Genomic DNA, 21,908 nt, shown 5'->3' on the forward strand with positions numbered 1-21,908 from the left:
AGCGCCAGACCCTGATGGATCGCCGCTTGCGCCACCACGCGCAGGCCGCCTAACCTCTCACCCCAGATGGACCAGAGCCTCCGCTCCTGAACACCGCTGAATGTCCCAAATCATCTGACGACGGACAGCATTGCCGTGGCGAATGCCCCTCTGAAATGCAGAACGCCGATTGAAAAACTGATCCACGCGATTGCGCGTGGTGACATCGTCCCGCGCGGGACGCTGACCGGCGAAACAGGCCTATCCGCCTTGATCGTCGCCGTAGGCAACCTCACACCGCTGATCACAAAACAGGTCCGGAGCGCGCCCTATCGCAAAAGAGGGCCATACAAGAAAAAGTCGGACTAAACGGGTCTAAAAGAGCGCGAATGATAACGCTACTGATGGAGATCTGGCCTTAGGTACCGACCGCGAACATCCGCGATGGGTGGGGACCGGGCTTTAGCGCTGCGCCCAAGATCGGACATTCACGTCGACAACGATCGGTCTGGTTTGAGTGCATCTTTGGCGAACTGATCGAATTATAGGGGACATTATGAATGCCTGCTGATTGGAAAGAATTCGAAGAGAAAGTGTGGGTAATATACGATACCCTCCTCAACCTAAATGATGAGGGAACGATTGTGGCTCGCGATGTAAAACTTAGAGGGCGTGACGGCCAATTGCATCAGTTTGATGTGTATTATAGTTTTCATCGTGCTGGCGTTGTTCATTCTGTAGCCATAGAGTGCAAAAATTACGGGAGACCTGTCGACAAGGATAGAGTTTTCGCTTTCAAGTCAAAAATTGATGATGTTATTGGCCTTCGCGGTATCATGATCGCAGCAGAAGGTTTCCAAGATGGCGCAAGAACATACGCTGAGAACAACGGTATAATCGTTCTTGCTATAGATGACTTACCAGGGCTAGGGGAGCTTCTCGCGAAGAGAATTGGAAGCGTTGCTCTTCCTGACGAGACGACGATAGGCGAGCCATTTTGGGCTATCTATGAGCTGAGAGACGGGAAAAACACGGGTATTCCTCTCGGCGGCAAAATAGATGAAACGCAGGTGGGCTATCTCTTTCTTTCAAAAGCCTCCGCTACCCGTTTTCTTGAGAGCAGAATAGATCTAGGCACTGGATCTTATGGCGTGAGAGGATTGCCCCAACGTTGTCTGCGCACTTTTATTATGACAATAGATGCCTTTAGAGGCCTACCCGCAATTGTGCAAGGATTGAATATTGACGGAAGCGTAGAATGCCTGACCTATTCGCGGCAGCTTTTCATAGACGAGTGGTATATTGGACGCTTACCTATATCTTCAGAGCCGCTAGTTAAGCCGGGATACTAATTAAATAACTAGCTGGATTTTTATCCTGGAGCGGATGCGAAAATAACACTCGCAGATGGCCGATCAAATACTTGTGAACCAGACGCGGTGCGGAATATGCCCAAGGTCAATGCAATTAATGGATTTTTGCTCCGCGATCGATCGATTGTTTGCCAAACTGTAGAAGCAAATCTACTCGGTGCGATTTGGCTATGGCCCAGGCGAACCATAGCCATCGGTCTTTTTCAGTATCTGCTGACATCATTCAAAACGGACTTTTTCAACAGAACCAACCATCACCCTCAGCAAGCTGGAGGGCCACGAAGCGGACATCGTGAGGGTCTTTAACGGGTCGCAATCGGACCCAAACCTTGAGTTCCACCTATCAGATTTTGACTACCTCGACACAGAGCAAGTGACGCCGGCGTCACGCCCCCTGCCAGATATCAAACCCCATCAAAAGGATACACAAACCTGACTGCATCTGCCTTCGCGGACGCAGTGCAGACATCTGTCTGGGCGACATGTCGCCCATAAGCGCGTTGTAAAGGCACGACACCTTTATGGGCTACAAACCCGGAAGTACGACAAGCTTATGGGCAACACCCTGCGGAGATATGGGCTACACACCCGCCGGAAACACTGCGAAAATTGGTCTGACGATGTGGGGGTTTTGGGCTAAGCCTCAGCGGCCGCGCGTGACGACCGGCGACGTCCGCAAGATGACGCTTCGCTAGTCCGCACGAAGCCAGCAGGCGAACGGATGGGCCGCTCCCCGGGGCGGCCCATTCGTGTGAGCCGCCCTGGGCGTCGAAACGGATCGATATCGGCAGGATGCCAGGGACAGGCGGGTTCGCTGGAGATCCGCCCCGGCGGGACGGCAGTCGCCGAACCCCCAGGCCGGTCCGCGTCGAGGCTACGGGCCGGCGATGAGCTCCCGAATCCGCGAGGCCAGGGCTTCCATCACGAAGGGCTTCGTCAGGACGGCCATGCCGGGGTCGAGGTGCCCGTTCCCGACCACGGCGTTCTCGGCGTAGCCGGTGATGAACAGCACCTTCAGGCCCGGCCGGCTGACCCGCGCCGCATCGGCGACCTGACGCCCGTTCATGCCGCCGGGGAGACCGACATCGGTCACCAGCAGGTCGATGCGCACGTTCGAGCGCAGGACCTTGAGGCCCGCCGGGCCGTCGGCCGCCTCGATGGCGGTGTAGCCGAGATCCTCCAGGACCTCGGTCACCAGCATGCGGACGGTGGGCTCGTCGTCGACGATCAGCACGGTCTGCCCCTGCTCCGCCCGCGGCGCGTCGCCGAGGGAGCCCATGGGGTCGGCCTCCTCCGCGGCGCCGTAGTGGCGCGGGAGGTAGAGGCACATGGTCGTGCCGTCTCCGATCTCCGAGTAGATCCGGACGTGCCCCCCCGATTGCCGGACGAAGCCGTAGATCATCGACAGCCCGAGCCCGGTGCCCTGGCCGATGGGCTTCGTCGTGAAGAACGGGTCGAAGGCGCGCTCGATCACCTCGGGCGTCATGCCGGTGCCGGTGTCGGAGACGCAGAGGGAGAGGTACTGGCCCGGGGGCAGGTCGCGTTCCTTGCCGCCCCGGTCGTCGAGCCACTTGTTGGCGGTCTCGATGGTGATGCGGCCGCCATCCGGCATGGCGTCGCGGGCGTTGATGCACAGGTTCAGCAGGGCGTTCTCGAGCTGCGGCGGGTCGACCAGCGCCGGCCACAACCCCGAGGCGCCGACCACCTCAACGTGGACGGACGGCCCGACGGTGCGGCGGATGAGCTCCTCCATGCCGGCGATGAGGCCGTTCACGTTGGTGGGCTTCGGGTCGAGGGTCTGGCGCCGGGAAAAGGCCAGGAGCCGGTGGGTGAGGGCCGCGGCCCGTCTCGAGGCGCCCTGGGCGGCGTTGATGTAGCGGTCGAGGTCGGTCAGCCGGCCCTGCGCCATGCGGGTCTGCAGAAGCTCCAGGCTGCCCGAGATGCCGGCGAGCAGGTTGTTGAAGTCGTGGGCCAACCCCCCGGTCAATTGTCCGACCGCCTCCATCTTCTGCGATTGCCGGAGTTGCTCCTCGGCCCGGAGCAGGGCTTCCGCCTGCTCCTTCTCCGCCGTGACGTCCCGACCGACCGCGTTGATCAGGGTCTCGTCGGGACGCGTCGACCACGAGACCCAGCGGTAGCTGCCATCCCGGTGGCGATAGCGGTTCTCGAACCGGGCCAGGGACTGGCCCTCCGACGAATTCCTGGCCCCGGCGATGGTCCGCTCGATGTCGTCGGGATGGAGCAGGTCGAACAGGGAGGTGCCGACGAGTTCGCCCTCGCGCCAGCCGAGCATCGCGGTCCAGGCCGGATTGACCGCGACGATCCGGCCGTCGAAGGCGCAGCGGAGCATGATGTCCGTCGACAACTGCCACAGGGCGTTGCGGTCGGTGGTCCGCTCGGCGACCTGCCGTTCGAGGGTCGCGTTCAGGGCCGCCAACTCGGCGGCCTGGGACCGACGCTCGTCGATGTCGGTGTTGGTGCCGACCCACTGGACGATGGCGCCGTCCGGGGACCTGACCGGTTCGGCGCGGACCAGGAACCAGCGATAGGCGCCATCGAATCGCCGGATACGGAACTCGGTCTCGTACACCGCGCCGGTGGCGAGGGACTCGGCCCAGGCCTCCCCGGCCGGCGGGAGATCGTCGGGATGGACGATGCGGCTCCATTCCGCGACGCCGTCCAGGGAGCCGGGTTCGGCGCCGGCATAGGCATAGGCCTGCGCGTTGAACCAGTAGAGATAACCGTCGGGCCGGGCCGCCCAGACCTGGTTCGGGATGGCCTGCGTGAGGATGCGGAACTGCTCCTCGCTGGTCCGCAGGGCCCGCTCCGAACGCAGGCGCTCCGTCGCCAGGCGGACCCGGCCGGCGACCTCGCGCATGAACGCGATCTCGCCCTCCGCCCAGGGGCGGGGCACCGCGTGGTTCGCGTAGAACAGGGCCACGGACGAGCCCTGCTCGACCAGGGGCATGTTGACGAACGCAGCGGCGCTGATGCTCTCCAGGGCGTCCGCGTTGGCCCGGGTGCGCGGGTCCACCGACGCATCCGACACCACGGCGATCTCGCCCCGCTTGAGGTCCTCGATGTGCGACCCGTAATCGCGGAACTGCAGGACGCCCGCGAGACTGCGGATGCCGGGGGCGTTCCAGTCGCGCTCGATGGTGATGGTCTCGGCCACCGTGTCGATCACACCGTACCCGACCCGGCTCACCCCGAGGACGGTGCCGACCGCCGCGCAGGCCGTGTGGGCGAGGGCGTCGGGGTCCTGAATGTCCCGAAGCCGGTCGTTCAGTTCGAGGAGCGTCGTGCGTCGCTTCTCCTCCCCCCGGCGGGCCAGATCGGCCTCGGCGCGTTCGGTCACCTCGCGGACGATGCCGACGGCGCGCACGCATCGACCCTGATCGTCGAAAATGCCCCGCCCCTTGGAGGCGAGCCAGCGCACGACCCCGTCCTCCCGCCCGACGATGCGGTACTCGATGTCCAACGCCGCCCGGAGGGTGGGATCGAGCATGGCGGCGAGGGCCGCCATCGTCGCCGCCCGGTCCTCGGGATGCAGTGTCTCGACGAAGGTCGTCAGGTCGTAGGCCGCATTCGGCGAGAGGCCGAACATCGGTTGGGTTCGGGGCGACCAGATCAGGGTATCGGTGACCGCGTCGAGGTCCCAGGTCCCGATCTCCGCCGCCTCGGTGGCGAGGCGCAGGACCGTCTCGCTGAACTGCAGGCGGTCGGCGCTGGCGGCCCGTTCGGCGGTCAGGGCATCGTTCCTGCCCCTGAGGGCGGTCAGTTGCCCCATGTCGGCGGTGACGTCGTACTGGCTGGCGAAGAAGTAGGCGACCTCACCCCGGGCATCCAGGACCGGCGCCAGGAGCAGCTGGTTCCAGAAGGTGGTCCCGTCCTTGCGGTAGTTCAGGAGCGCCAGATCGATGCCGCGCTGCTCGGTGACGGCGTCCCGGATGCGGGCGACGTCCCGCGGGTCCGTGTCCGGACCCTGGAGGAAGCGGCAGTTGTGCCCGAGGATCTCGTCCGGGGCGTAGCCCGTCAGCCGCCCGAACGCCGCGTTGGCGAAGATGATCGGATTGTCGTGCTGCCGGGGGTCCGTGATGATCATCGGCATGCGGGTGGCACGCACGGCGGCGGCGAACGGATCGGTGAGCCCGTCGCCGCCCGCGATTTCCGACAGGATGCGGTCCGTATCGATCCGGACGGTTTCGGAGGGCGGCCGGGATGTCGGGTCCGGAGGGGTGGGACTTTTCACGCTGGTCGCTTTCACCGGCCTTGCCGCCCCATCTCGAACGCGTGGCGACAACCGCGCCTCGGCTCGACCGAGCGGACCGTCCGCCCGCGCTTTCCGCCGGCCTAGACGATTCCACAAAATCCCGGAAGGCATGGGCGTCGCGTCAGGACCTTCCGGATGCCCGACCCGTCGAATGACGGGTCGAAAAAATCCCCGATGCCGTGCGCGTCATGCGGCGTGCTGGATCGCGGCCACCACCTCGGACGCGCTGTAGGGCTTGGGCACGAAAAGGCCGTGGTCGGGAACTTCCCGGTCGGCGAGGCGCTGGCGCCCGGAGGTCAGGATCAGACGGATCTCCGGCCACGCCGCGTAGACGCGTTCGGCCCAGGTCACTCCGCACATGGAGCCCGGCATGTCGACATCGGTGAAAAGCACACCGATGTCCGACCGCCGGTGCAGGACCGACCAGGCCTCGTCGGCATGACGTGCCTCCACCACGCCGAACCCGGCGTCTTCGAGCATCTCGACGGCACAGAACCGTACGAGATCATCGTCCTCGACGACGAGGACGAGCGATGTTTCCGGGGAGCGCTTCATCGTCATGGCGTCCCAACAGGCAAGCCGGGGATGAGTTGCCGGTGCCGAACGTGATTGTGAAATGAGCGCGTCCGGCCCCGTCACGGTCATCCCACTTGCCCCGGGCGCGGAGCAAATTCCCGGACGGCGGGTTTCCATTCCCGGTGATGCGCCCGGTGATGCGGCAGGCGTCGCCGAGGCTCCGGATAGACCTAGGGAATGCATGGCCGACGATACCACGCCGACCGAGTACGAGTGGACACTCGCGAGCTTCACCGAAACCATCCACCGGGGCGGCGTCGCCCTGTGGGCATGGTCGCCGAGCCGGCGGTTGGCCCAACTCGACGACCTGTGCCGGGAGTTCTGGGGCACCTCCAAGACCGTCGTTCCCATCGACGAACTTTTTGAGAAGGTGTGCGCCGAGGATCGGCACGGAATGATGCGCGACTGGGATGCGAGCGCGACCGATCCGGGACCCTACAGCTTCGACTTCCGCATCGGGGACGGGGCCGACGCCCGCTGGATCTCGGCACGCGGCGTCGGCGGCGACGCCGGTCAGGTCGGCGAATGGGTGCAGGCCATCTTCCTCGACATCACCGACCGCAAGCGCGCCGAGGAGGCCGAGCACCTTCTGACCGCGGAACTCGAGCACCGGGTCTCGAACATGTTCACCGTGGCCCGGGCGCTCACCGCCATCGTCGCCCGGGACGCCAAGTCGACGCCCAACTTCGCCGAGGATCTCTCCCGGCGGTTCGGCGTCCTGCATGAGGCGACGAGCCTGGCGACGCGCTCGCACAAGCACGACCAGGGTGACGTCAGGCTGCAGGATCTCGCCGAACGGATCCTGTCCCCCTACGGCGATGGAGCCAACATCAGCATCGCGATCGACGCAAGCGCGACCGTGCCCCCAGACCGGGTCAACGATTACGCCATGATCTTCCACGAACTCGCCACCAACTCGGCCAAGTACGGGGCCCTCTCGGGGGGCGGAACCCTGAGGCTGCAGGGTCGCGCCGATGGGCGCGAGATGCGGCTGACCTGGAAGGAAGGCGTGGCTCCGACCAAGGCCGACAAGGCCGACGGGACCGGCTTCGGCTCCCGCCTCCTGCGGCAGACCATCGAACGGAGCCTGCGCGGCCGCTTCCAGCGCAGCATCGACGGGAGCGGACTGCACTTCGAGATGGTGGTCCCGACGGAATAGGGGGCGCATGCCCCGGCGGGGTCGTGGGGATGCCCCCGGCACGACCGGCCACGCCGGCCGATCGTAAGTGCGAACACCGGGGAGACCGCGGCTCCCCCGGTGTCCGCGATGGCTACGCGGTCCTGGCGGTGACCTTGGCGAAGGTGCCCGTGGAGATCTGGTCTTCGAGCTGCGCCTTGAAGTCCGCGATGCCGAGGACCTGGACGGGGTGGCCCGCCTCGTCGAGGAACTCGTAGAGGGCGTCCTCGATGTTGCGGTTGCTGAAGAACACGATGGCGTCCTCGTCGCCGCCCCCCTCCATGTGCGGATCGCCGTTGGCGACGCCCGAGACGTAGCTGCCCGTCGGACGAATTTCCTTCAGGGTTCCGTCCTCGCGGTAGAACCTGAGTTCCCCCTGCATCACCAGGGTCACGTAGGGGCTCTTGTGCCGATGCAGCATCACCCGCTGGTTCGCCGCGAACTTGAACACCACGTCGACGATGCGGTTCTCCTCGTCGACCTTGTAGACGAAGAACGCGATGTGCGGGAGCCAATCCAGGGTCCGCCAGGTGATGTTGCTTTCGTCGAACAGATGGTTGGGCATCTGGTTTCCTCCGGTTCCCACGTCCGACCGGTTTGCGGCCGGCGCACGGCTTTCCGCCGCGTCACGGAGGGTAAGGTAGGGGCGAGGCGCCCGGCGGCGAATCGACGATCCCGGGGCCGGTCGCTCGGGTGTTCCGGCCCGGGCCCGACCGGCGTGCCGTCGGACGACGCCGGAGGCGCGTGGTCGAGCAGGCGACCGTGCCCTCGAGGTTCGGGGTTCAGGCCGTGCGGCCGACCGGGGCCTGCCGCGCTCGCGCCACCGTCAACCACACGGCCGATACGAGAAAGTAGAAGGCGCCGAACGCGGCGTAGGGCGCGATGTCCCTGATCCCCGGCGTCGCGGCGCCCGTCGCCTGTTTGAGGAAGAAGCCGCCGGCGAGGGCCGATTGCGCCCCGCTCAGGACCATCGCCCACTGGGCACCGGCCTTCCAGCGACGCAGGCCGGTGGCGAGTTGCAGCAGCCCGGAGAGAATGGCCCAGGCCCCGAACACCGCCACGACCGCGTGGGGACCCTGCCCGAGCGCGACGGCGACCGCGACCGCGGTGACGACGCTCACGGCTGCATTGCCGGCCTGGCTGGGATTGGACCTGAGGCCGCCGCTGCGCCGCGCATCGAGGAGATTGGCCGCCGCATCCCATGCCGGGTAGGCGACCAGCAGGATGGCGATGCCCGCCGGCAGGCCCTCGCCGAGGGTGAACGCGGCTGCGACCCAGGCGGCGGCAACCCCGGCCCGCAGGACATAATAAAACCTCAGCCAGCGTGCGTCGGTGTGGTGTGTCATCTCTTTGTCCTCAACTGTAGAAATGCCGTGACCCCGTCGGGCCGCCGTGACGGCGGATCGGCAGACCCGTCGATCATGCGGGGAGAGGCCGGGATGGAGATCCGATCCCGCGAAAAAGGGCTGTTTCCCCATGGGGATGCGCCCCTCCATGGCGGTCTGAGTACAGCCCCCGATCGGCCGGTGACATGACGGAAACCCGGGAGAACTTGACCGATCTTCCGGATGATGGTCCGCGCGGTGCAGCAACGGACGATCTGCTCTCACACGTCCTGGCGCAGATCCGCCTCACCGGGGACCATGTCGATTCCCGGACCGTCGCGCAGTCGGAGCGGCTGAATCTGGAGGCTGGGGCGGCCCATATCCTCATCGTCGCCGAGGGCGCGCTCCACGTCGGTGGGGGCGACCTCGGACCCGTCTCCATCGACACGGGCGATCTCGTGCTCCTGCCCCGCGGCCCGGGCGCATCGCGCCTCGTGGCGTCCGGGGGCGACGCGCGGGTCATCGTCTGCCGGTTCCGCTTCGACCCCTACAGCCTGCGGGGCATGATCTCCGCCCTGCCGCGCTGCCTCCACATCCAGCGTGCCCAGGGTGCGGAATGGCTCGACGGCATGGTCCACTTCATGATGCGCGAAACCGTCGACGCGCAGCCCGGCGCGGCCCTGATGATCTCCCGAATCATCGATCTGCTCGTCATCCGCACGCTTCGGACCTGGGTCCACCTCGGGCATACGTCAGGGTGGTTGGGCGGCCTGTCCGATGCGCGCATCGCGCGGGCGCTCAAGGTCATGCACAGGAGACCGACGCAACCCTGGAGCCTCGACGCGTTGGCCGAGGTCGCCGGCATGTCCCGTTCGAGCTTCGCCGAGCGGTTCACCGAACTCGTCGGCCGGGCACCGCTGCGCTACCAGAACGAATGGCGGCTCGGCCTCGCCCGCGACATGCTGAGGCGGCGCGACGCGCGCGTCGGCGAGATCGGGCTCCGGGTCGGCTACGAGTCCGAGGCCGCGTTCAGTCGCGCCTACAAGGCGTTGTTCGGACATTCGCCGCGCGACGAAGCGTGAGATCGCCGCAGGTTCCCGCTCCGGGCACACCGGGTCAGCGGGCGTTCCGCGAAAACCCCTTGGTCCGAAGCGTGATGCGCGTCAGCTCGGACGGAGGACCCAGCCTCAGGGCGAAGCCCGGCCACAGCCCCGTGCCGTTGTTGACGTAGAGGGTCATCCCGCCGACCGCGTAGGCGCCCGAGACGAACCCGTTGTTCGCCCGTGCCACCAGGCGGTCGAGGCCCCGGATCATCCCGCCATGCGTATGCCCGGAGAGCTGCAGGGCCACGCCCCGCGCGGCCGCCCGGCCCGCATCCCTCGGCTGATGGTCGAGGAGAACGATGGGGACGTTCGGCGGCGCACCGGCCAGGGCCGCATCGAGGTCGTGGACCGGCTGGCCGGACTGCGACGCCGACAGGTCGGTGACGCCGGCCAGCACCACGGCATCGGCACCGCGCCGCAGGAGCGTATGCCGGTTTTCGAGCACGCCCATGCCGAGCCCGGCATAGTGACGCATCCACGCCGCGTATTCGAAGAAGTATTCGTGGTTGCCGGGGATCACCCAGACGCCGTCCGGGGCATGCAGCCCGCGCAGGGGCGCCACGTCGGCGCGCCGCGATGCCAGGGACCCGTCGATGAGGTCGCCGGTGACCACGACGAGGTCGACGCCGAGGGCGTTGGACCGCGCCACCACCTCCCGCGCCCATGCCTCCGGAAACAGGCGGCTGAGATGCAGGTCCGTGAGTTGGAGCAGGGTGTAGCCGTCGAAGCCGGCCGGAAGGTCGGCGATCTCGACGGTGACGTCCTTGAGCGGCGGCACCCGCACGGCCTGCTGCACCGCCACCGCCGCCAGGAGCATGGCCAGGGCCGCCTCGGCGTAGCGCCACCCGGTGGGAATCGCCCAGCCGCCACCGGGCAGGAGCTTCGAGGCCAGGGCCACGACGTCGAGGGTGAGCTGCATGGCCGCCAGGAGGACGATCGCGCCGAAGGCCCAGTTGAACAGCACGATCAGCCCGCGCGGGAATTCGGGCGCGAACACCGAGCCGGACGAGAGGCGGCTCCACAGGTGATACTGCGACGCGATCAGCAGGAGGATCGCGACGATCGCCTTCACGGCGAGCGGCCAGGGCAGCGGCCACAGCACCCGGGTGACGACGTACAGGCAGGGCAGGCCGAAGATCAGGTGGAACATGCTCGCAGTTCGGCGACGGTGGACGACCGGTACGGGGCCGATCCGGCTCCCGGATCGCCCGAGGCCCTATCACCGACCGCGTGCCGAGGGATGCGTCGATCCACTTCCACGGCGCCGTCAGGTGCCGCCGAGCACACCCGCACGCGTGGTCGACGGTGTCCGCCCATCCGGGTCGCGCGGCCCGCCCGGTGACGAGAATCCGCATGGACGACCGGATTTGGTTTATCCTGTTCGGGGTCGGGCTTGTTCGGGGTCGGGCTTGCCCGGCCGATCACCTGCACCGGCCCGCGGCGGCTCTCGACCAAGCCGGCATCGGTGACCTGGGTCACAGCTGGTCCGACCGGTGATCCATACCCTCGTCGCCACTGAACAAAACCCGTCCGGCATCACCGTGAGGAAGCACAGGCTTTCGACGGGCCAGGGCGAAACATCGGGAGACACCATGCGCCGCCTCGCCCCCCTTCTGCTCGCCACCGTCCTTCTGGCCGCCCCGGCCCATGCCGAGCAGGATCTGCTGCTGGGCGCCGACATGGGCTCGGCCGCGATGACGACGGCCGAAATGACCCGCGGCGATGTGGAGGCGCTGATCGCCGAGGCGGACGGCAAGCCCATCGACCTCAGCGACAGGGCCCTCGCCGGCCTCGACCTGTCCGGCCTGAACCTCAGGGGCGCGAACCTGCGCACCGCCCGCCTCAACAAGGCCAACCTGCGCGGCGCCGACCTGACCGGGGCGAACCTGGAGCAGGCCTGGTTCATCAAAGCCGACCTCTCGGGGGCCAAGCTCGTCGGCGCCAAGATGTTCGGCATCACCGCGCGCGACGCCAACCTCAGCGGGGCCGACCTCAGCCGCTCCATGCCCATCGGCGACTTCAAGGGGGCCAACATGGCCGGGGCGACGCTGGTCGACCTCAAGGGCGGCGCCGACATCAAGAACCAGTCCATGGGTCTGATGCGGGCCGTGTTCGTCTCGGTGAACCTCAAGGGCGCCAACCTGAAGGGGGCGAACCTCGGGCGCTCGCGCCTGGAATACGCCGACCTCACCGACGCCGACCTCACCGACGTGGTGCTGATGGGCTCGGACCTGTCCGGAGCGAACCTCACCGGCGCGACCGTGTCGGGCGCCAACTTCAAGAACGTCGACGTCAGCGGCGCCCGCCTCGTCTCTCTCAAGGGCCAGGACAGCGCCAAGGACTGGTCGTCCCGCGTGAACGTCGACCGCGCCATCACGCAGTCGACCGACTGACCCTCGTCGCCCCGCATGGACGCCCCATCGGGTGTCAGATGCGGAGCGCCTCGCGCTCCATCGTACCGGCGAGCCGGGGATCGGCGGCGACCGGGAACGCCTGCGGTCCCGGTCCATTGCCATCGGGCGATGGGTGGGGGCGAAGTGAGGTGGCGGTCGTGCGTAAGCTGATCCTGAAGGCGATGAGGTGAGCGGCTCGACCGAGGTCGTGCTGGCGGGCGGGACCGGGGGTCTCGGCCTGCGGATCGCGCGGGCGCTTCGGCAACGCGGTGCGGGCGTGAAGGCGGTCGTGCGGCGCGGCACGGCGGCCGATCGGGTCTCGGCCCTGCGGACGTCCGGGGTGCGCGTCGTCGAGATCGACCTCGACGACCTGTCTCAGGTGACGGCGGCCTGCGTCGGCACGGACTGCGTCGTGTCGGCCCTGAACGGGCTGCGTCCGACGATCCTCGGCACGCAGTCGGTGCTTCTGCAGGCCGCCGTCGCGGCCGGGGTGCCCCGGTTCATCCCCTCGGACTTCTCCCTGGACTTTTCGCGGACGCCCCCGGGGTCGAACCGCAACATGGACCTGCGACGGGAATTCGCGAAAAACCTCGACGGGGCGCCGATCCGGGCGACGTCGATCCTCAACGGCGCCTTCATGGACATGCTGACCGGGCAGGCGCCGTTCATCCTGTTCGGTCCGCGTCGGGTGATCCACTGGGGCGATGCGGACGAGGCCGTCGACTTCACGACGATGGACGACGTGGCGGCCTACACGGCGGCCGCGGCGATGGACCCGACCACGCCGCGGTGGCTGCGGATCGCCGGCGAGGTGACGAGCCCGCGCAGCCTGGCGGCGGCGGCAAGCGACGTTGTGGGCAAGCCGTTCAGGACCTTCCGGGTGGGCGGCATCGGGGTGCTGGAAGCGATGATCAAGGTCGCCCGGCTCGTGGCGCCCGGAAAGGGCGAGGTCTTCCCGCCGTGGCAGGGCATGCAGTACATGCGGGACATGTACAGCGGCGACGGCAAGCTCGCCCCCCTCGACAACGACCGGTATCCCGGGATGCCATGGACCGGGGTGCGGGAGGTGCTCGCGATGCGGTGACGGGGGCGGTGCGCCTGAGCCCGCGTATCGGCGACCCGGGGAGCGAAGGCGGCCGTTGCCGAAACGACCGCACCGGCGCGAAACGACGGCATCGGCCGGGTCAGGACCGGCGCCCCTGCCGCGCCAAGCCCGCGCGCAGCGCCCGTGCGACCTGGCGGGCCGAGTAGGGTTTGCGAACGAGGTCGAACCCGTGGGTGTCGTCCCGCGCCAGCACGTCGCTGTATCCGGTGGTGAGGATCACCGGCATCCCCGGGTGCTGCGCCCGCAGGCGCCGTCCGAGCTCGACGCCGCCCATGCCCGGCATCACCACGTCGGAGAACACCGCGTCGAAGCGGGACGGGTCCCGCTCCATCTCGACCAGCGCCGCCTCGGCGTTGTGGGCCCAGACCGTGGTATGGCCGAGATCTTCCAGGAGCTGCATGCAGAAGCGCCCGACCTCGAGGTTGTCCTCGACCACGAGAACCCGCAGGCCGGGTTCCCCGGTCCGCTCCTCGGGCGCATCGCCGTCCCGCGCCTCTGCCCGGCCGGGTGCGTCGACCTCGGGCAGGTAGAGGGTGAAGTGCGTGCCGCGCCCCACCGCGCTCGTCACGTCGACGTCGCCGCCGGACTGCTTGGCGAAGCCGATGACCTGGCTGAGGCCGAGGCCGGTTCCCTTGCCCACGGCCTTCGTCGTGAAGAAGGGTTCGAAGATCCGCGCCAGCAGGTCCGGGGCGATGCCGGCGCCCCCGTCCGCAACGGACAGGGCCACGAAGGGCGCGGAGGCGGCGGCATGGCCACGGATGGCGGGAAGGCCGACCCCGCAGGCGAGCGTCAGGGTCAGCGTGCCCTCGCCGTCCATGGCGTCGCGCGCGTTCACCACCAGGTTGACCAGGGCGGTCTCGAACTGACTCGGGTCGCACCGCACGTGGCAGGGCTGCGCCGGCACCTCGGTGACGATGCGAATCCGGGCCCCCGTCACCGCATTCAGCATGTCCGAGACGCTGCCGAGGCGCGCGCCGACCTCGAACACCACGGGCGTCAACGCCTGCCGACGGGCGAAGGACAGCAGCTGGCTCGTCAGCTTGGCGGCCCGGTCGACGGTGTCGCTGACCGCCGCGAGGTAGCGGGTGCGGCGCTCGTCGGCGAGGTCGGGCCGCTGCAGGAACTCGACGGACGAGCGGATGATGGTCAGCAGGTTGTTGAAGTCGTGGGCCACGCCCCCGGTGAGCTGACCCACGGCCTCCATCTTCTGCGCATGGTGCAGGGCCTCCTCGGCCCGCGCGAGCCGCTCCTGGGCGCGAATCCGCTCCGAGATGTCCTGGGCGTACTGGAAGGCCCCGATGCGCCGCCCGTCCGGATCGCGCAGGGTGGTGAACTTGAGCTCGTAGCAGGGCCGCTTCCGGTCCGGGTCGCCGAACTCCTCGACGACGGTGAACTCCTCGCCGGCCAGGGCCCGTCCCCAGGTCGCCCGTACGGGATCGGCCAGTTCGGGCCGGTGGGACAGAAGGCCGAGGATGTCGTCGCCCAGATGCGGCCGGACGCCGAACACGGCCTCGAACTCCTCGACCCAGGCCCGGTTGGCGGCCAGGAGCCGAAAGTCGGTGTCGAGGGCGCCGACGAGGGCGTCGGTGGTCTCGAACACGTCGGCCCAGAGCTTGCGCTGGACGAGGACCTCCTCGACGCGCCGCTCCAGGGTCTCGTTCACCTCGCGCAGGCGCGCTTCGGCGAGCTTCTTGTCGTGGACATCCTCGACCACCCCGTACCAGCGCACGATGGCCCCGCCCGCGTTCCGGCGGGGCCGGGCCCGGGCGCGCATCCAGCGATACCCGCCGGTGGCCGCCATGCGCAGGCGATAGTCCACGTCCACCGGCTCGCCGGACGGCAGGCAGGCCGCGAACACCGTCAGGGTCCCCGCCACGTCGTCCGGATGCAGGGCCGCGATCCAGCCGGAGCCGTCCGGTTCGCCCGGCGCCTGCCCGGTGAGGTCGAGCCAGCGCTTGGAGTAGGAGGTGATGTTCCCGTCCGGGTCGCAGGTCCACGGCACCTGCGGGTTGAGCTCGACCGTCTGGCGGAAGTGCTCCTCGCTCTCCCGGAGGGCCCGGTCGCCGAGGACGCGCGCCGTGGTCTCGTTGGTGAAGATGAACAGGCCGGCGACGGCGCCGTCGCGGTCGAGCACCCGCGAGTAGGAGAACGAGAACCAGGTGTCGGCGGCGCCCCGGTCGGTGCCGAGCTTCCAGGGCAGGTCGTCGAAGCGCCGGCTGCGGCCCGCGAAGGCGTCGTCGATGATCGGCTTGGCCTGGTCCCAGGCATCGGCCCAGACCACGTCGAAGCGCTCGCCCATCGCCCAGGCCAGCCGCGGGCCGAGCAACGGGAAATAGGCGTCGTTGAAGAAGAAGTGCAGGTCCGGACCCCAGGTCAGGATCATGCTCTCGGGCGAATTCAGCACGAGGCTGAGGGCCGTCCGGAACTCCGGGGACCAGGTCTCCGGCGGTCCGAGGGGGTGCCCGGTCCAGTCGCGCCCGCGGATCATGCGGGCGGCCTCGCCGCCGCCCGCCAGGAAGGCCAGGCCGTCGCTCACCGGGTCACGCTCCGGCGGCGGTGCGCGGAGGCACGGCGACGCCCGGCGTCTCGGAGATCCCAGGAACGACAGGTCCGCGGAGGGGCATGGGGGCGTGTGGCCTTCGATGTCCGAACTTGCAACGCGGTGACCTGCCGCAAGGCTGCCCCTCCCGAGGGTCGGACGCGGAACGGATGTTTTCGGTGGGACGCGCGATCCCGAACGGGTTCGACGCCGGGTGTGTTCCAGCGCCGGGGACGCGGTCTCGGACCGGGGCGCTGCGCGGGCGAACGGTCCGACGAAATCGTTCCGAAGTCCTTCCGATGTCGTCCCGGACGTCCGACGACGATTCAGCGTCGAGAGGTGCGGGTCGATCATGGCTCGACAAGAAGAGGTGCCCGCGCGCCGAGCGTCCTTTGCCGCCGCAGGGATGGAAATCCAGGGGTCACCCCCCGCGTTGCATCGGACAACGTACACGCATCCCCGCCGTCCGGCCGAATTGTGGGATGTCGCCGAATTGTATTGCTTTCCGCAAGGCGCGCCCCTACCCGGAATACATGACGGCTGGCGGGGTCTGCGATTGAAAAAGCCCCTCGCCATCCGGATCGACGCCGACCTCCTGGCGGCGACTCGGGATTGTGCCCGCCGTGACCACCGCACCCTCACCAACTTCATCGAGACCGCCCTGCGGCGGCGCGTCGAGGAGATGATGGGCGATGCTGCCGAACCGGACACGGCGACGAGCAAGGGACGCAAGGCGTGACGGCAGAGGCATCCATCCCGACATCGCTGGCGAAGGCCCCCACCGGCATCTCCGGCTTCGACGACGTGACCTTCGGCGGCCTTCCCACCGGGCGTCCGACCCTGGTCTGCGGCGGCGCCGGCTGCGGCAAGACCCTGTTCGCGGTCACCTTCCTGGTGAACGGTGCCACCGAGTTCGGCGAGCCCGGCGTGTTCATGAGCTTCGAGGAGCGGGCGGAGGACCTGTCCGCCAACGTCGCCTCCCTCGGCTACGACCTCGACGGTCTGGTGGCGGACGGCAGACTGGCCATCGACTACGTCCGCGTCGAGCGCAGCGAGATCGAGGAGACCGGCGAGTACGACCTCGAAGGCCTGTTCATCCGGCTCGGCCACGCCGTCGATACCATCGGCGCCAAGCGCGTGGTCCTCGACACCATCGAGACGCTGTTCGCCGGCCTGAGCGACGCCGCCATCCTGCGGGCCGAGCTCCGGCGCCTGTTCGGCTGGCTCAAGCACCGCGGCCTGACCACGGTGATCACCGGCGAGCGCGGCGACGGCGGCCTCACCCGCCAGGGACTGGAGGAATACGTCTCCGACTGCGTGATCCTGCTCGACAACCGGGTCGAGGACCAGATCACCACCCGGCGCCTGCGCGTCGTCAAGTACCGCGGCTCCGCCCACGGCACCAACGAGTATCCCTTCCTCATCGACGCGGACGGCATCAGCGTCCTGCCCGTCACCTCGGCCGACCTCGATTACGGCACCTCCGACGACATCGTCCCGACCGGCATCGCCGGCCTCGACGCCATGCTGAGCCCGGGCGGCTTCTTCCGCGGGTCCAGCATCCTGATCTCCGGCGTCGCCGGCACCGGCAAGACCACCATCAGCTCCCACATGGTCGATGCCGCCTGCGCCCGCGGCGAGCGGGCGATGTCGTTCGTGTTCGAGGAGAGCGGCGCCCAGATCTGCCGCAACGCCCGCTCGGTCGGCCTCGACCTGTCCCAGCACGTCGAGGCCGGGCTCCTGCGGTTCGAGGCGGCCCGGCCGACCCTCTACGGCCTGGAGACCCACCTCGCCCGGATGCACCGCGACATCGAGCGGTTCGACCCGAGCCTCGTCGTCATCGACCCGATCTCGGCGCTGCGGGGGCCGGCGACCGAATTGCAGGCCACCCTCCTGCGCATGGTCGACATGCTGAAGGGCCGCGGCATCACGGCGGTGTTCACCAGCCTGCGCACGGACGGGGGCTTCGACGAGCGCGGCGACCTCGGCCTGTCGTCGCTCATGGATGCCTGGATCAAGCTGCTCGACGTCGAGGCCAACGGCGAGCGCTCGCGCACCCTCTACGTGATCAAGGCCCGGGGCATGAGCCACTCGAACCAGGTGCGCGAGTTCCAGATGTCCGCCGCCGGCGTCAGGCTCGTCGACGCCTATGTCGGACCGGCGGGGGTCCTCACGGGGACCGCACGAGTCGTGCAGGAGGCGCGCGAGCAGGCCGAGACCCTCCGGCGTGCGCAGGAAAGCGACCGGCGCAAGCGCGAGGTCGTCCGGCGGCGCGAGGCCATCGAGCGCCAATTGGCCGAGTTGCGCGCCAGCCTCGAAGTCGCGGAGGAGGAAGAGGCCGTCCTGCTCGGCGAGGACGAGAGCCGCGAGGCCCTCCTGGCGACGGAGCGCCGGGCCATCACCCAACGGCGGAGCGCTGCGGAATGAGCCAGGACACGAGCGGCCCGGCCGTGGACCCGTCCACCGGCGACGAGATCGACGGCGGCCCCTACCACATGCGCCTGTACGTGGCCGGCCAGACCACGAAGTCCATGGCGGCGATGGCGAACCTCAGGCGGATCTGCGAGGAGCACCTGCCCGGGCGCTACGACATCGAGGTCATCGACCTGCTGAAGAACCCGCAGCTCGCCGCGGGCGACCAGATCCTGGCCATCCCGACCCTCGTGCGTCGCCTGCCCGAGCCCCTCAAGCGGATCATCGGCGATCTGTCGAACACCGAGAAGGTCCTGGTCGGCCTCGACATCCGGCCGAAGGCCAAGGGGACTTGAGCCCGACCGTCACCCCGGGCCCGCGCTACGTCCTGCGCCTGTTCGTGGCCGGCATGACCCCGCGTTCGCGCCGGGCCATCGAGAACCTGCGGCGCATCTGCGACGGCTCCCTGTCGGGGCGGGTCGATCTGGAAACCATCGACATCTACCAGCAGCCCCACCTCGCGGAGGTGCATCAGGTCGTGGCCGCCCCGACCCTGCTCCGGCTGGAGCCGCTGCCCGTCCGCCGTCTCATCGGCGACCTCTCGGACGAGGCCCGTGTCCTCCGCGGCCTCGAGATCCAACCCGTATCCGATCCCGGACGCGATGAGCGCTGAGCCCCTGCCGGACGATTCCGACCTGAGCGCATCCGAGGTTCGGGTGCTGCTCCGCGACGCGCGCCTGAGGCTGCACGAAGCGGAAGAGACGGTGGCGGCGATCCGGCGCGGCGACTTCGACGCGGTCGTGGTCGAGGGTCCGGAGGGCCGGCGCTACCTCTACACCCTGGAGGACGCGGACAGGCCCTACCGGGTGCTGATCGAGCAGATCCAGGAGGGCGCCTTCACCCTCGGCGCCGATGGCACCGTGCTCTACTGCAACCTCCGCCTCGCCGAGATGCTCGGCGTGCCGCAGGAACGCGTCACCGGCCTCGCCCTGCAATCGTTCGTCCTCCCCGACGATCGGCCCGCCTTCATGCGCCTCCTGGCGGGCGCCTCGGAGGGCGTCGTGCGCGGCGAGATCACCCTGAGGGCCGCGGCGGGGGCGGGGCTTCCGGTCAACCTGTCCCTCAGCCAGCTCCACCGCGAGGAGGTCACCCCCCTTCTCTGCGGCGTGCTCACCGACCTGAGCGAGCAGCGCCTGCACCTGCGCGACCTCGCCGACGCCAACGACCGCCTCCGGACCGAGGGGGCGGAACGCGAGCGCATCGAGGAAGTCCTCCGGCAGGCCCAGAAGATGGAGGCCGTCGGCCAGCTCACCGGCGGCATCGCGCACGACTTCAACAACCTCCTGACCATCATCAAGTCGTCGACGGACCTGCTGCGGCGCCCGGACCTCGCCGAGGACCGGCGCCGGAAATACGTCGACGCCATCGCCGACACCGTCGACCGGGCCGCCAAGCTCACGGGCCAGCTTCTCTCCTTCGCCCGGCGGCAATCCCTCACGCCCGAGGTGTTCGACGTCAACGAGCGGGTCGTCCGCATCACCGACATGCTCGGCACCATCGTGGGCGCCCGCATCCGGATCGAGTCCGTCGCATTCGACGGGCCGTGCCGCGTCGAGGCCGACACCAGCCAGTTCGAGACCGCGCTCGTGAACCTGGCGGTGAACGCCCGCGACGCCATGGAGGGGGAGGGCAGCCTGCGGCTGCGCGTGCATTGCGGCGCCGCGATGCCCGGAATCCGGACCCACCGCGCCGATCCGGGGTCATTCGTCGCCGTCTCCGTCTCCGACACGGGCTGCGGCATCCCCCCGGACCGCATCGGCCGCATCTTCGAGCCGTTCTTCACCACCAAGGCCGTCGGCAAGGGCACGGGCCTCGGCCTGTCCCAGGTGTTCGGCTTCGCCAAGCAGTCGGGCGGGAACGTCGACGTGGCGAGCGTCGTCGGCCACGGCACCACCTTCACCCTGTACCTGCCGCACGTGACCCGCGACGCCCCCGAGGCGGAGGCCGGCGAACGGGCCCCGGTCAGCATGGCCTCCGACGCGGGCGGCGGCCGGCGCGTGCTCGTCGTCGAGGACAACGCCGAGGTCGGGGCCTTCTCGACCCAGCTCCTGCGGGACCTCGGCTACGAGACCACCTGGGCCGCGAGCGCCGAGGAGGCCGTCGCGATCCTGGACGCCGGCGCGGGACGCTTCGACGTGGTGTTCACGGACGTGGTCATGCCGGGCATGAACGGGGTCGAGCTCGGACGCCTCATCCGCGGACGCTGGCGGCACCTGCCGGTGATCCTCACCAGCGGATACAGCCACGTCCTCGCCGAGGACGGGCGGCACGGCTTCGACCTGCTGCGCAAGCCCTACGCCGTCGAGGAGCTGTCGCGGGTGCTGCGCAAGGTGGTCGGCGAACGCCCCGGCGGAGCGGGCGGAACGCCCCCGGCGTAGCTGAGGCGACGGGCCCGGCGTCGCCGCATCGTCCCCGGATCGGGCCGCGACGGCACCACGCACCGCCATCCCCAGGCCGATCGGCAACCGATGTCCGGTCCGCCGGTTGCCCCTGCGGGCCCCCTCGAGTGGCCCGGACGGGAGACGGTCTTGCTTGAGGACGATGAGGCGAGACAGGTCCGGCCCGATCCGGGCGTGCTCCTTGCCGCGGTCGAGGCGACGGGCGAGGCCATCCTCATCACCTCGGCCGAACTCGACGAGCCCGGACCGCGGATCGAGTACGCCAATCCGGCCTTCACCCGCATGACCGGCTACGCGATCCATGAAATTCTGGGCCGTTCCCCCCGCTTCCTTCAAGGTCCCCTGACCGACCGGGCCGTGCTCGACGGGATGCGGGCCGCCTTCCTCGCCGGGGAGCCGTTCCGGGGCGAGGCGGTCAACTACCGCAAGGACGGCACGACCTACGTCGTCGAGTGGCTGATCACCCCCCTGCGCGACGCGGACGGCCGCATCACCCGCTGGGTCTCGACCCAGCGGGACATCACCGACCGGCGCGCCGCCGAGGACCGCCAGGCCCTCATGGTCCGGGAACTCCACCACCGGGTGAAGAACACGCTGGCGACCGTCCAGGCCATCCTCAACGCCAGTCTCCGCTCGGCCGGGGGCCTGGCCGAGTTCCGCCGGGCCTTCACCAACCGGATCGCGTCCCTCGCCCGGACGCACGCCCTCATCACCGAGGATGCCGGCCAGGCCGCCACCTTCGAGGAACTTCTGCGGACCGTGCTGGAGGCCTACGACGAGCCGGGACGCCGGCGGGTGACCCTCGACGGCCCGAGGGTCCTGCTGTCGTCCGATCAGGCGGTGCCCCTGGGGATGGCCCTGCACGAACTGTCCACCAACGCGGTCCGGCACGGGGCGCTGGCCAGCCCGGCCGGCCGGCTCGACGTGCGCTGGTCCCTGGAGGACCGCTCCGGAGAGGACCGTCCCACGGGGCGGGTCCTGCGCTGGACGTGGAGCGAACGCGGCGGATCGCCGGTCTCGCCGCCGGCGCGCGAGGGCTTCGGCTCCCAGCTCCTCAATCGGGTGCTCAAGCTGCAGGTCGGCGCGGAGGTCGACGTCGCCTTCGAACCGGACGGCCTGAGCGTCACCGTCACCCTTCCGCTTCCGGACCGGGGATAGGCTTCCGGACCAGCCGCCCACCGGCGCCGGCCGGTC

Annotated in this window: 16 protein-coding genes and 1 pseudogene; 11 read left to right on the top strand and 6 right to left on the bottom strand. The window is 68.7% G+C overall.

The genetic code is table 11. The features are described from left to right. Positions 1–135 precede the first annotated feature (135 nt). Together FV218_RS22790 and FV218_RS13170 are read left to right on the top strand one after the other, a co-directional pair. Positions 136–348 carry a hypothetical protein gene (locus FV218_RS22790; protein WP_187273050.1) on the top strand — a complete coding sequence of 71 codons (213 nt, stop codon included), beginning with the start codon at positions 136–138 and terminating at the stop codon, positions 346–348. A 191-nt stretch (positions 349–539) separates the two neighbouring features. Continuing rightward, entirely contained in the window at positions 540–1,331 is a 792-nt protein-coding gene (locus FV218_RS13170) for a restriction endonuclease (RefSeq protein WP_147710067.1), read from the top strand. Positions 1,332–2,226: 895 nt separating this feature from the next. Here the strand turns inward: FV218_RS13170 and FV218_RS13175 are convergent. Together FV218_RS13175 and FV218_RS13180 are read right to left on the bottom strand one after the other, a co-directional pair. After that, positions 2,227–5,604, bottom strand: coding sequence for a PAS domain-containing protein (locus tag FV218_RS13175; RefSeq protein ID WP_246685110.1), 3,378 nt, complete (start codon positions 5,602–5,604; stop codon positions 2,227–2,229). A 207-nt stretch (positions 5,605–5,811) separates the two neighbouring features. Continuing rightward, positions 5,812–6,186 (bottom strand): response regulator, encoded by a 375-nt coding sequence (locus tag FV218_RS13180; RefSeq protein ID WP_147710082.1) that lies wholly within the window; start codon positions 6,184–6,186, stop codon positions 5,812–5,814. 196 nt (positions 6,187–6,382) lie between these two features. Here FV218_RS13180 and FV218_RS13185 point away from each other — a divergent pair, with 196 nt between their 5' ends. Continuing rightward, positions 6,383–7,360: an HWE histidine kinase domain-containing protein gene (locus FV218_RS13185; RefSeq protein WP_147710069.1), complete on the top strand. Its 978-nt coding sequence runs from the start codon at positions 6,383–6,385 to the stop codon at positions 7,358–7,360. Between the two features lie 112 nt (positions 7,361–7,472). On the opposite strand, the gene FV218_RS13190 is transcribed toward FV218_RS13185, so the two are convergent. Further along, entirely contained in the window at positions 7,473–7,943 is a 471-nt protein-coding gene (locus tag FV218_RS13190) for a regulator (protein ID WP_147710070.1), read from the bottom strand. 217 nt (positions 7,944–8,160) lie between these two features. Beyond that, complete coding sequence (locus FV218_RS13195) at positions 8,161–8,724, bottom strand: DUF308 domain-containing protein (RefSeq protein ID WP_056092975.1); 564 nt, start codon at positions 8,722–8,724, stop codon at positions 8,161–8,163. A 185-nt stretch (positions 8,725–8,909) separates the two neighbouring features. On the opposite strand from FV218_RS13195, the gene FV218_RS13200 reads away from it, so the two are divergent. Beyond that, positions 8,910–9,785, top strand: a complete 876-nt coding sequence (locus FV218_RS13200) for an AraC family transcriptional regulator (protein WP_147710071.1) — start codon at positions 8,910–8,912, stop codon at positions 9,783–9,785. Positions 9,786–9,819: 34 nt separating this feature from the next. Here FV218_RS13200 and FV218_RS13205 read toward each other — a convergent pair whose 3' ends face one another. After that, positions 9,820–10,956 (bottom strand): metallophosphoesterase, encoded by a 1,137-nt coding sequence (locus FV218_RS13205; RefSeq protein ID WP_147710072.1) that lies wholly within the window; start codon positions 10,954–10,956, stop codon positions 9,820–9,822. Positions 10,957–11,398: 442 nt separating this feature from the next. On the opposite strand from FV218_RS13205, the gene FV218_RS13210 reads away from it, so the two are divergent. Both FV218_RS13210 and FV218_RS13215 read left to right on the top strand, forming a co-directional pair. Next, positions 11,399–12,199: a pentapeptide repeat-containing protein gene (locus FV218_RS13210; protein WP_147710073.1), complete on the top strand. Its 801-nt coding sequence runs from the start codon at positions 11,399–11,401 to the stop codon at positions 12,197–12,199. Positions 12,200–12,386: 187 nt separating this feature from the next. Then, positions 12,387–13,283, top strand: coding sequence for an NmrA family NAD(P)-binding protein (locus FV218_RS13215; protein ID WP_187273051.1), 897 nt, complete (start codon positions 12,387–12,389; stop codon positions 13,281–13,283). Between the two features lie 100 nt (positions 13,284–13,383). Here the strand turns inward: FV218_RS13215 and FV218_RS13220 are convergent, their stop codons facing one another. Then, the gene (locus FV218_RS13220) at positions 13,384–15,840 is read right to left on the bottom strand and encodes a PAS domain-containing protein (RefSeq protein WP_246685111.1); all 2,457 of its coding nucleotides are present in this window, start codon (positions 15,838–15,840) and stop codon (positions 13,384–13,386) included. Positions 15,841–16,525: 685 nt separating this feature from the next. Between FV218_RS13220 and kaiC the strand changes: the two are divergent. The 5 genes and pseudogenes from kaiC (at position 16,526) to FV218_RS13250 (ending at position 21,872) form a co-directional block, all read left to right on the top strand. After that, positions 16,526–18,270: pseudogene (gene kaiC / locus FV218_RS13230) on the top strand (circadian clock protein KaiC). Continuing rightward, positions 18,267–18,611 (top strand): circadian clock KaiB family protein, encoded by a 345-nt coding sequence (locus tag FV218_RS13235; protein ID WP_147710076.1) that lies wholly within the window; start codon positions 18,267–18,269, stop codon positions 18,609–18,611. Before kaiC ends, FV218_RS13235 begins: the two are co-directional and overlap by 4 nt. Beyond that, positions 18,608–18,928: a circadian clock KaiB family protein gene (locus tag FV218_RS13240; protein WP_281407826.1), complete on the top strand. Its 321-nt coding sequence runs from the start codon at positions 18,608–18,610 to the stop codon at positions 18,926–18,928. Before FV218_RS13235 ends, FV218_RS13240 begins: the two co-directional genes overlap by 4 nt. Further along, positions 18,918–20,693 (top strand): PAS domain-containing sensor histidine kinase, encoded by a 1,776-nt coding sequence (locus tag FV218_RS13245; protein WP_056092946.1) that lies wholly within the window; start codon positions 18,918–18,920, stop codon positions 20,691–20,693. The genes FV218_RS13240 and FV218_RS13245 overlap by 11 nt, the downstream gene beginning before the upstream one ends. A 150-nt stretch (positions 20,694–20,843) precedes the next feature. After that, positions 20,844–21,872, top strand: coding sequence for an HWE histidine kinase domain-containing protein (locus FV218_RS13250; RefSeq protein ID WP_246685112.1), 1,029 nt, complete (start codon positions 20,844–20,846; stop codon positions 21,870–21,872). Positions 21,873–21,908: the final 36 nt, after the last annotated feature.

This window comes from Methylobacterium sp. WL69 (assembly GCF_008039485.1).
GTDB lineage: Bacteria > Pseudomonadota > Alphaproteobacteria > Rhizobiales > Beijerinckiaceae > Methylobacterium.

What these genes read in the sequence shown, in the direction of transcription:
- FV218_RS13170 (WP_147710067.1), top strand. Translation starts at nt 540, where the DNA reads ATGCCTGCTGATTGGAAAGAATTCGAAGAGAAAGTGTGGGTAATATAC.
- FV218_RS13180 (WP_147710082.1), bottom strand. Translation starts at nt 6,186, where the DNA reads ATGACGATGAAGCGCTCCCCGGAAACATCGCTCGTCCTCGTCGTCGAG.
- FV218_RS13185 (WP_147710069.1), top strand. Translation starts at nt 6,383, where the DNA reads ATGGCCGACGATACCACGCCGACCGAGTACGAGTGGACACTCGCGAGC.
- FV218_RS13190 (WP_147710070.1), bottom strand. Translation starts at nt 7,943, where the DNA reads ATGCCCAACCATCTGTTCGACGAAAGCAACATCACCTGGCGGACCCTG.
- FV218_RS13195 (WP_056092975.1), bottom strand. Translation starts at nt 8,724, where the DNA reads ATGACACACCACACCGACGCACGCTGGCTGAGGTTTTATTATGTCCTG.
- FV218_RS13200 (WP_147710071.1), top strand. Translation starts at nt 8,910, where the DNA reads ATGACGGAAACCCGGGAGAACTTGACCGATCTTCCGGATGATGGTCCG.
- FV218_RS13205 (WP_147710072.1), bottom strand. Translation starts at nt 10,956, where the DNA reads ATGTTCCACCTGATCTTCGGCCTGCCCTGCCTGTACGTCGTCACCCGG.
- FV218_RS13210 (WP_147710073.1), top strand. Translation starts at nt 11,399, where the DNA reads ATGCGCCGCCTCGCCCCCCTTCTGCTCGCCACCGTCCTTCTGGCCGCC.
- FV218_RS13235 (WP_147710076.1), top strand. Translation starts at nt 18,267, where the DNA reads ATGAGCCAGGACACGAGCGGCCCGGCCGTGGACCCGTCCACCGGCGAC.
- FV218_RS13245 (WP_056092946.1), top strand. Translation starts at nt 18,918, where the DNA reads ATGAGCGCTGAGCCCCTGCCGGACGATTCCGACCTGAGCGCATCCGAG.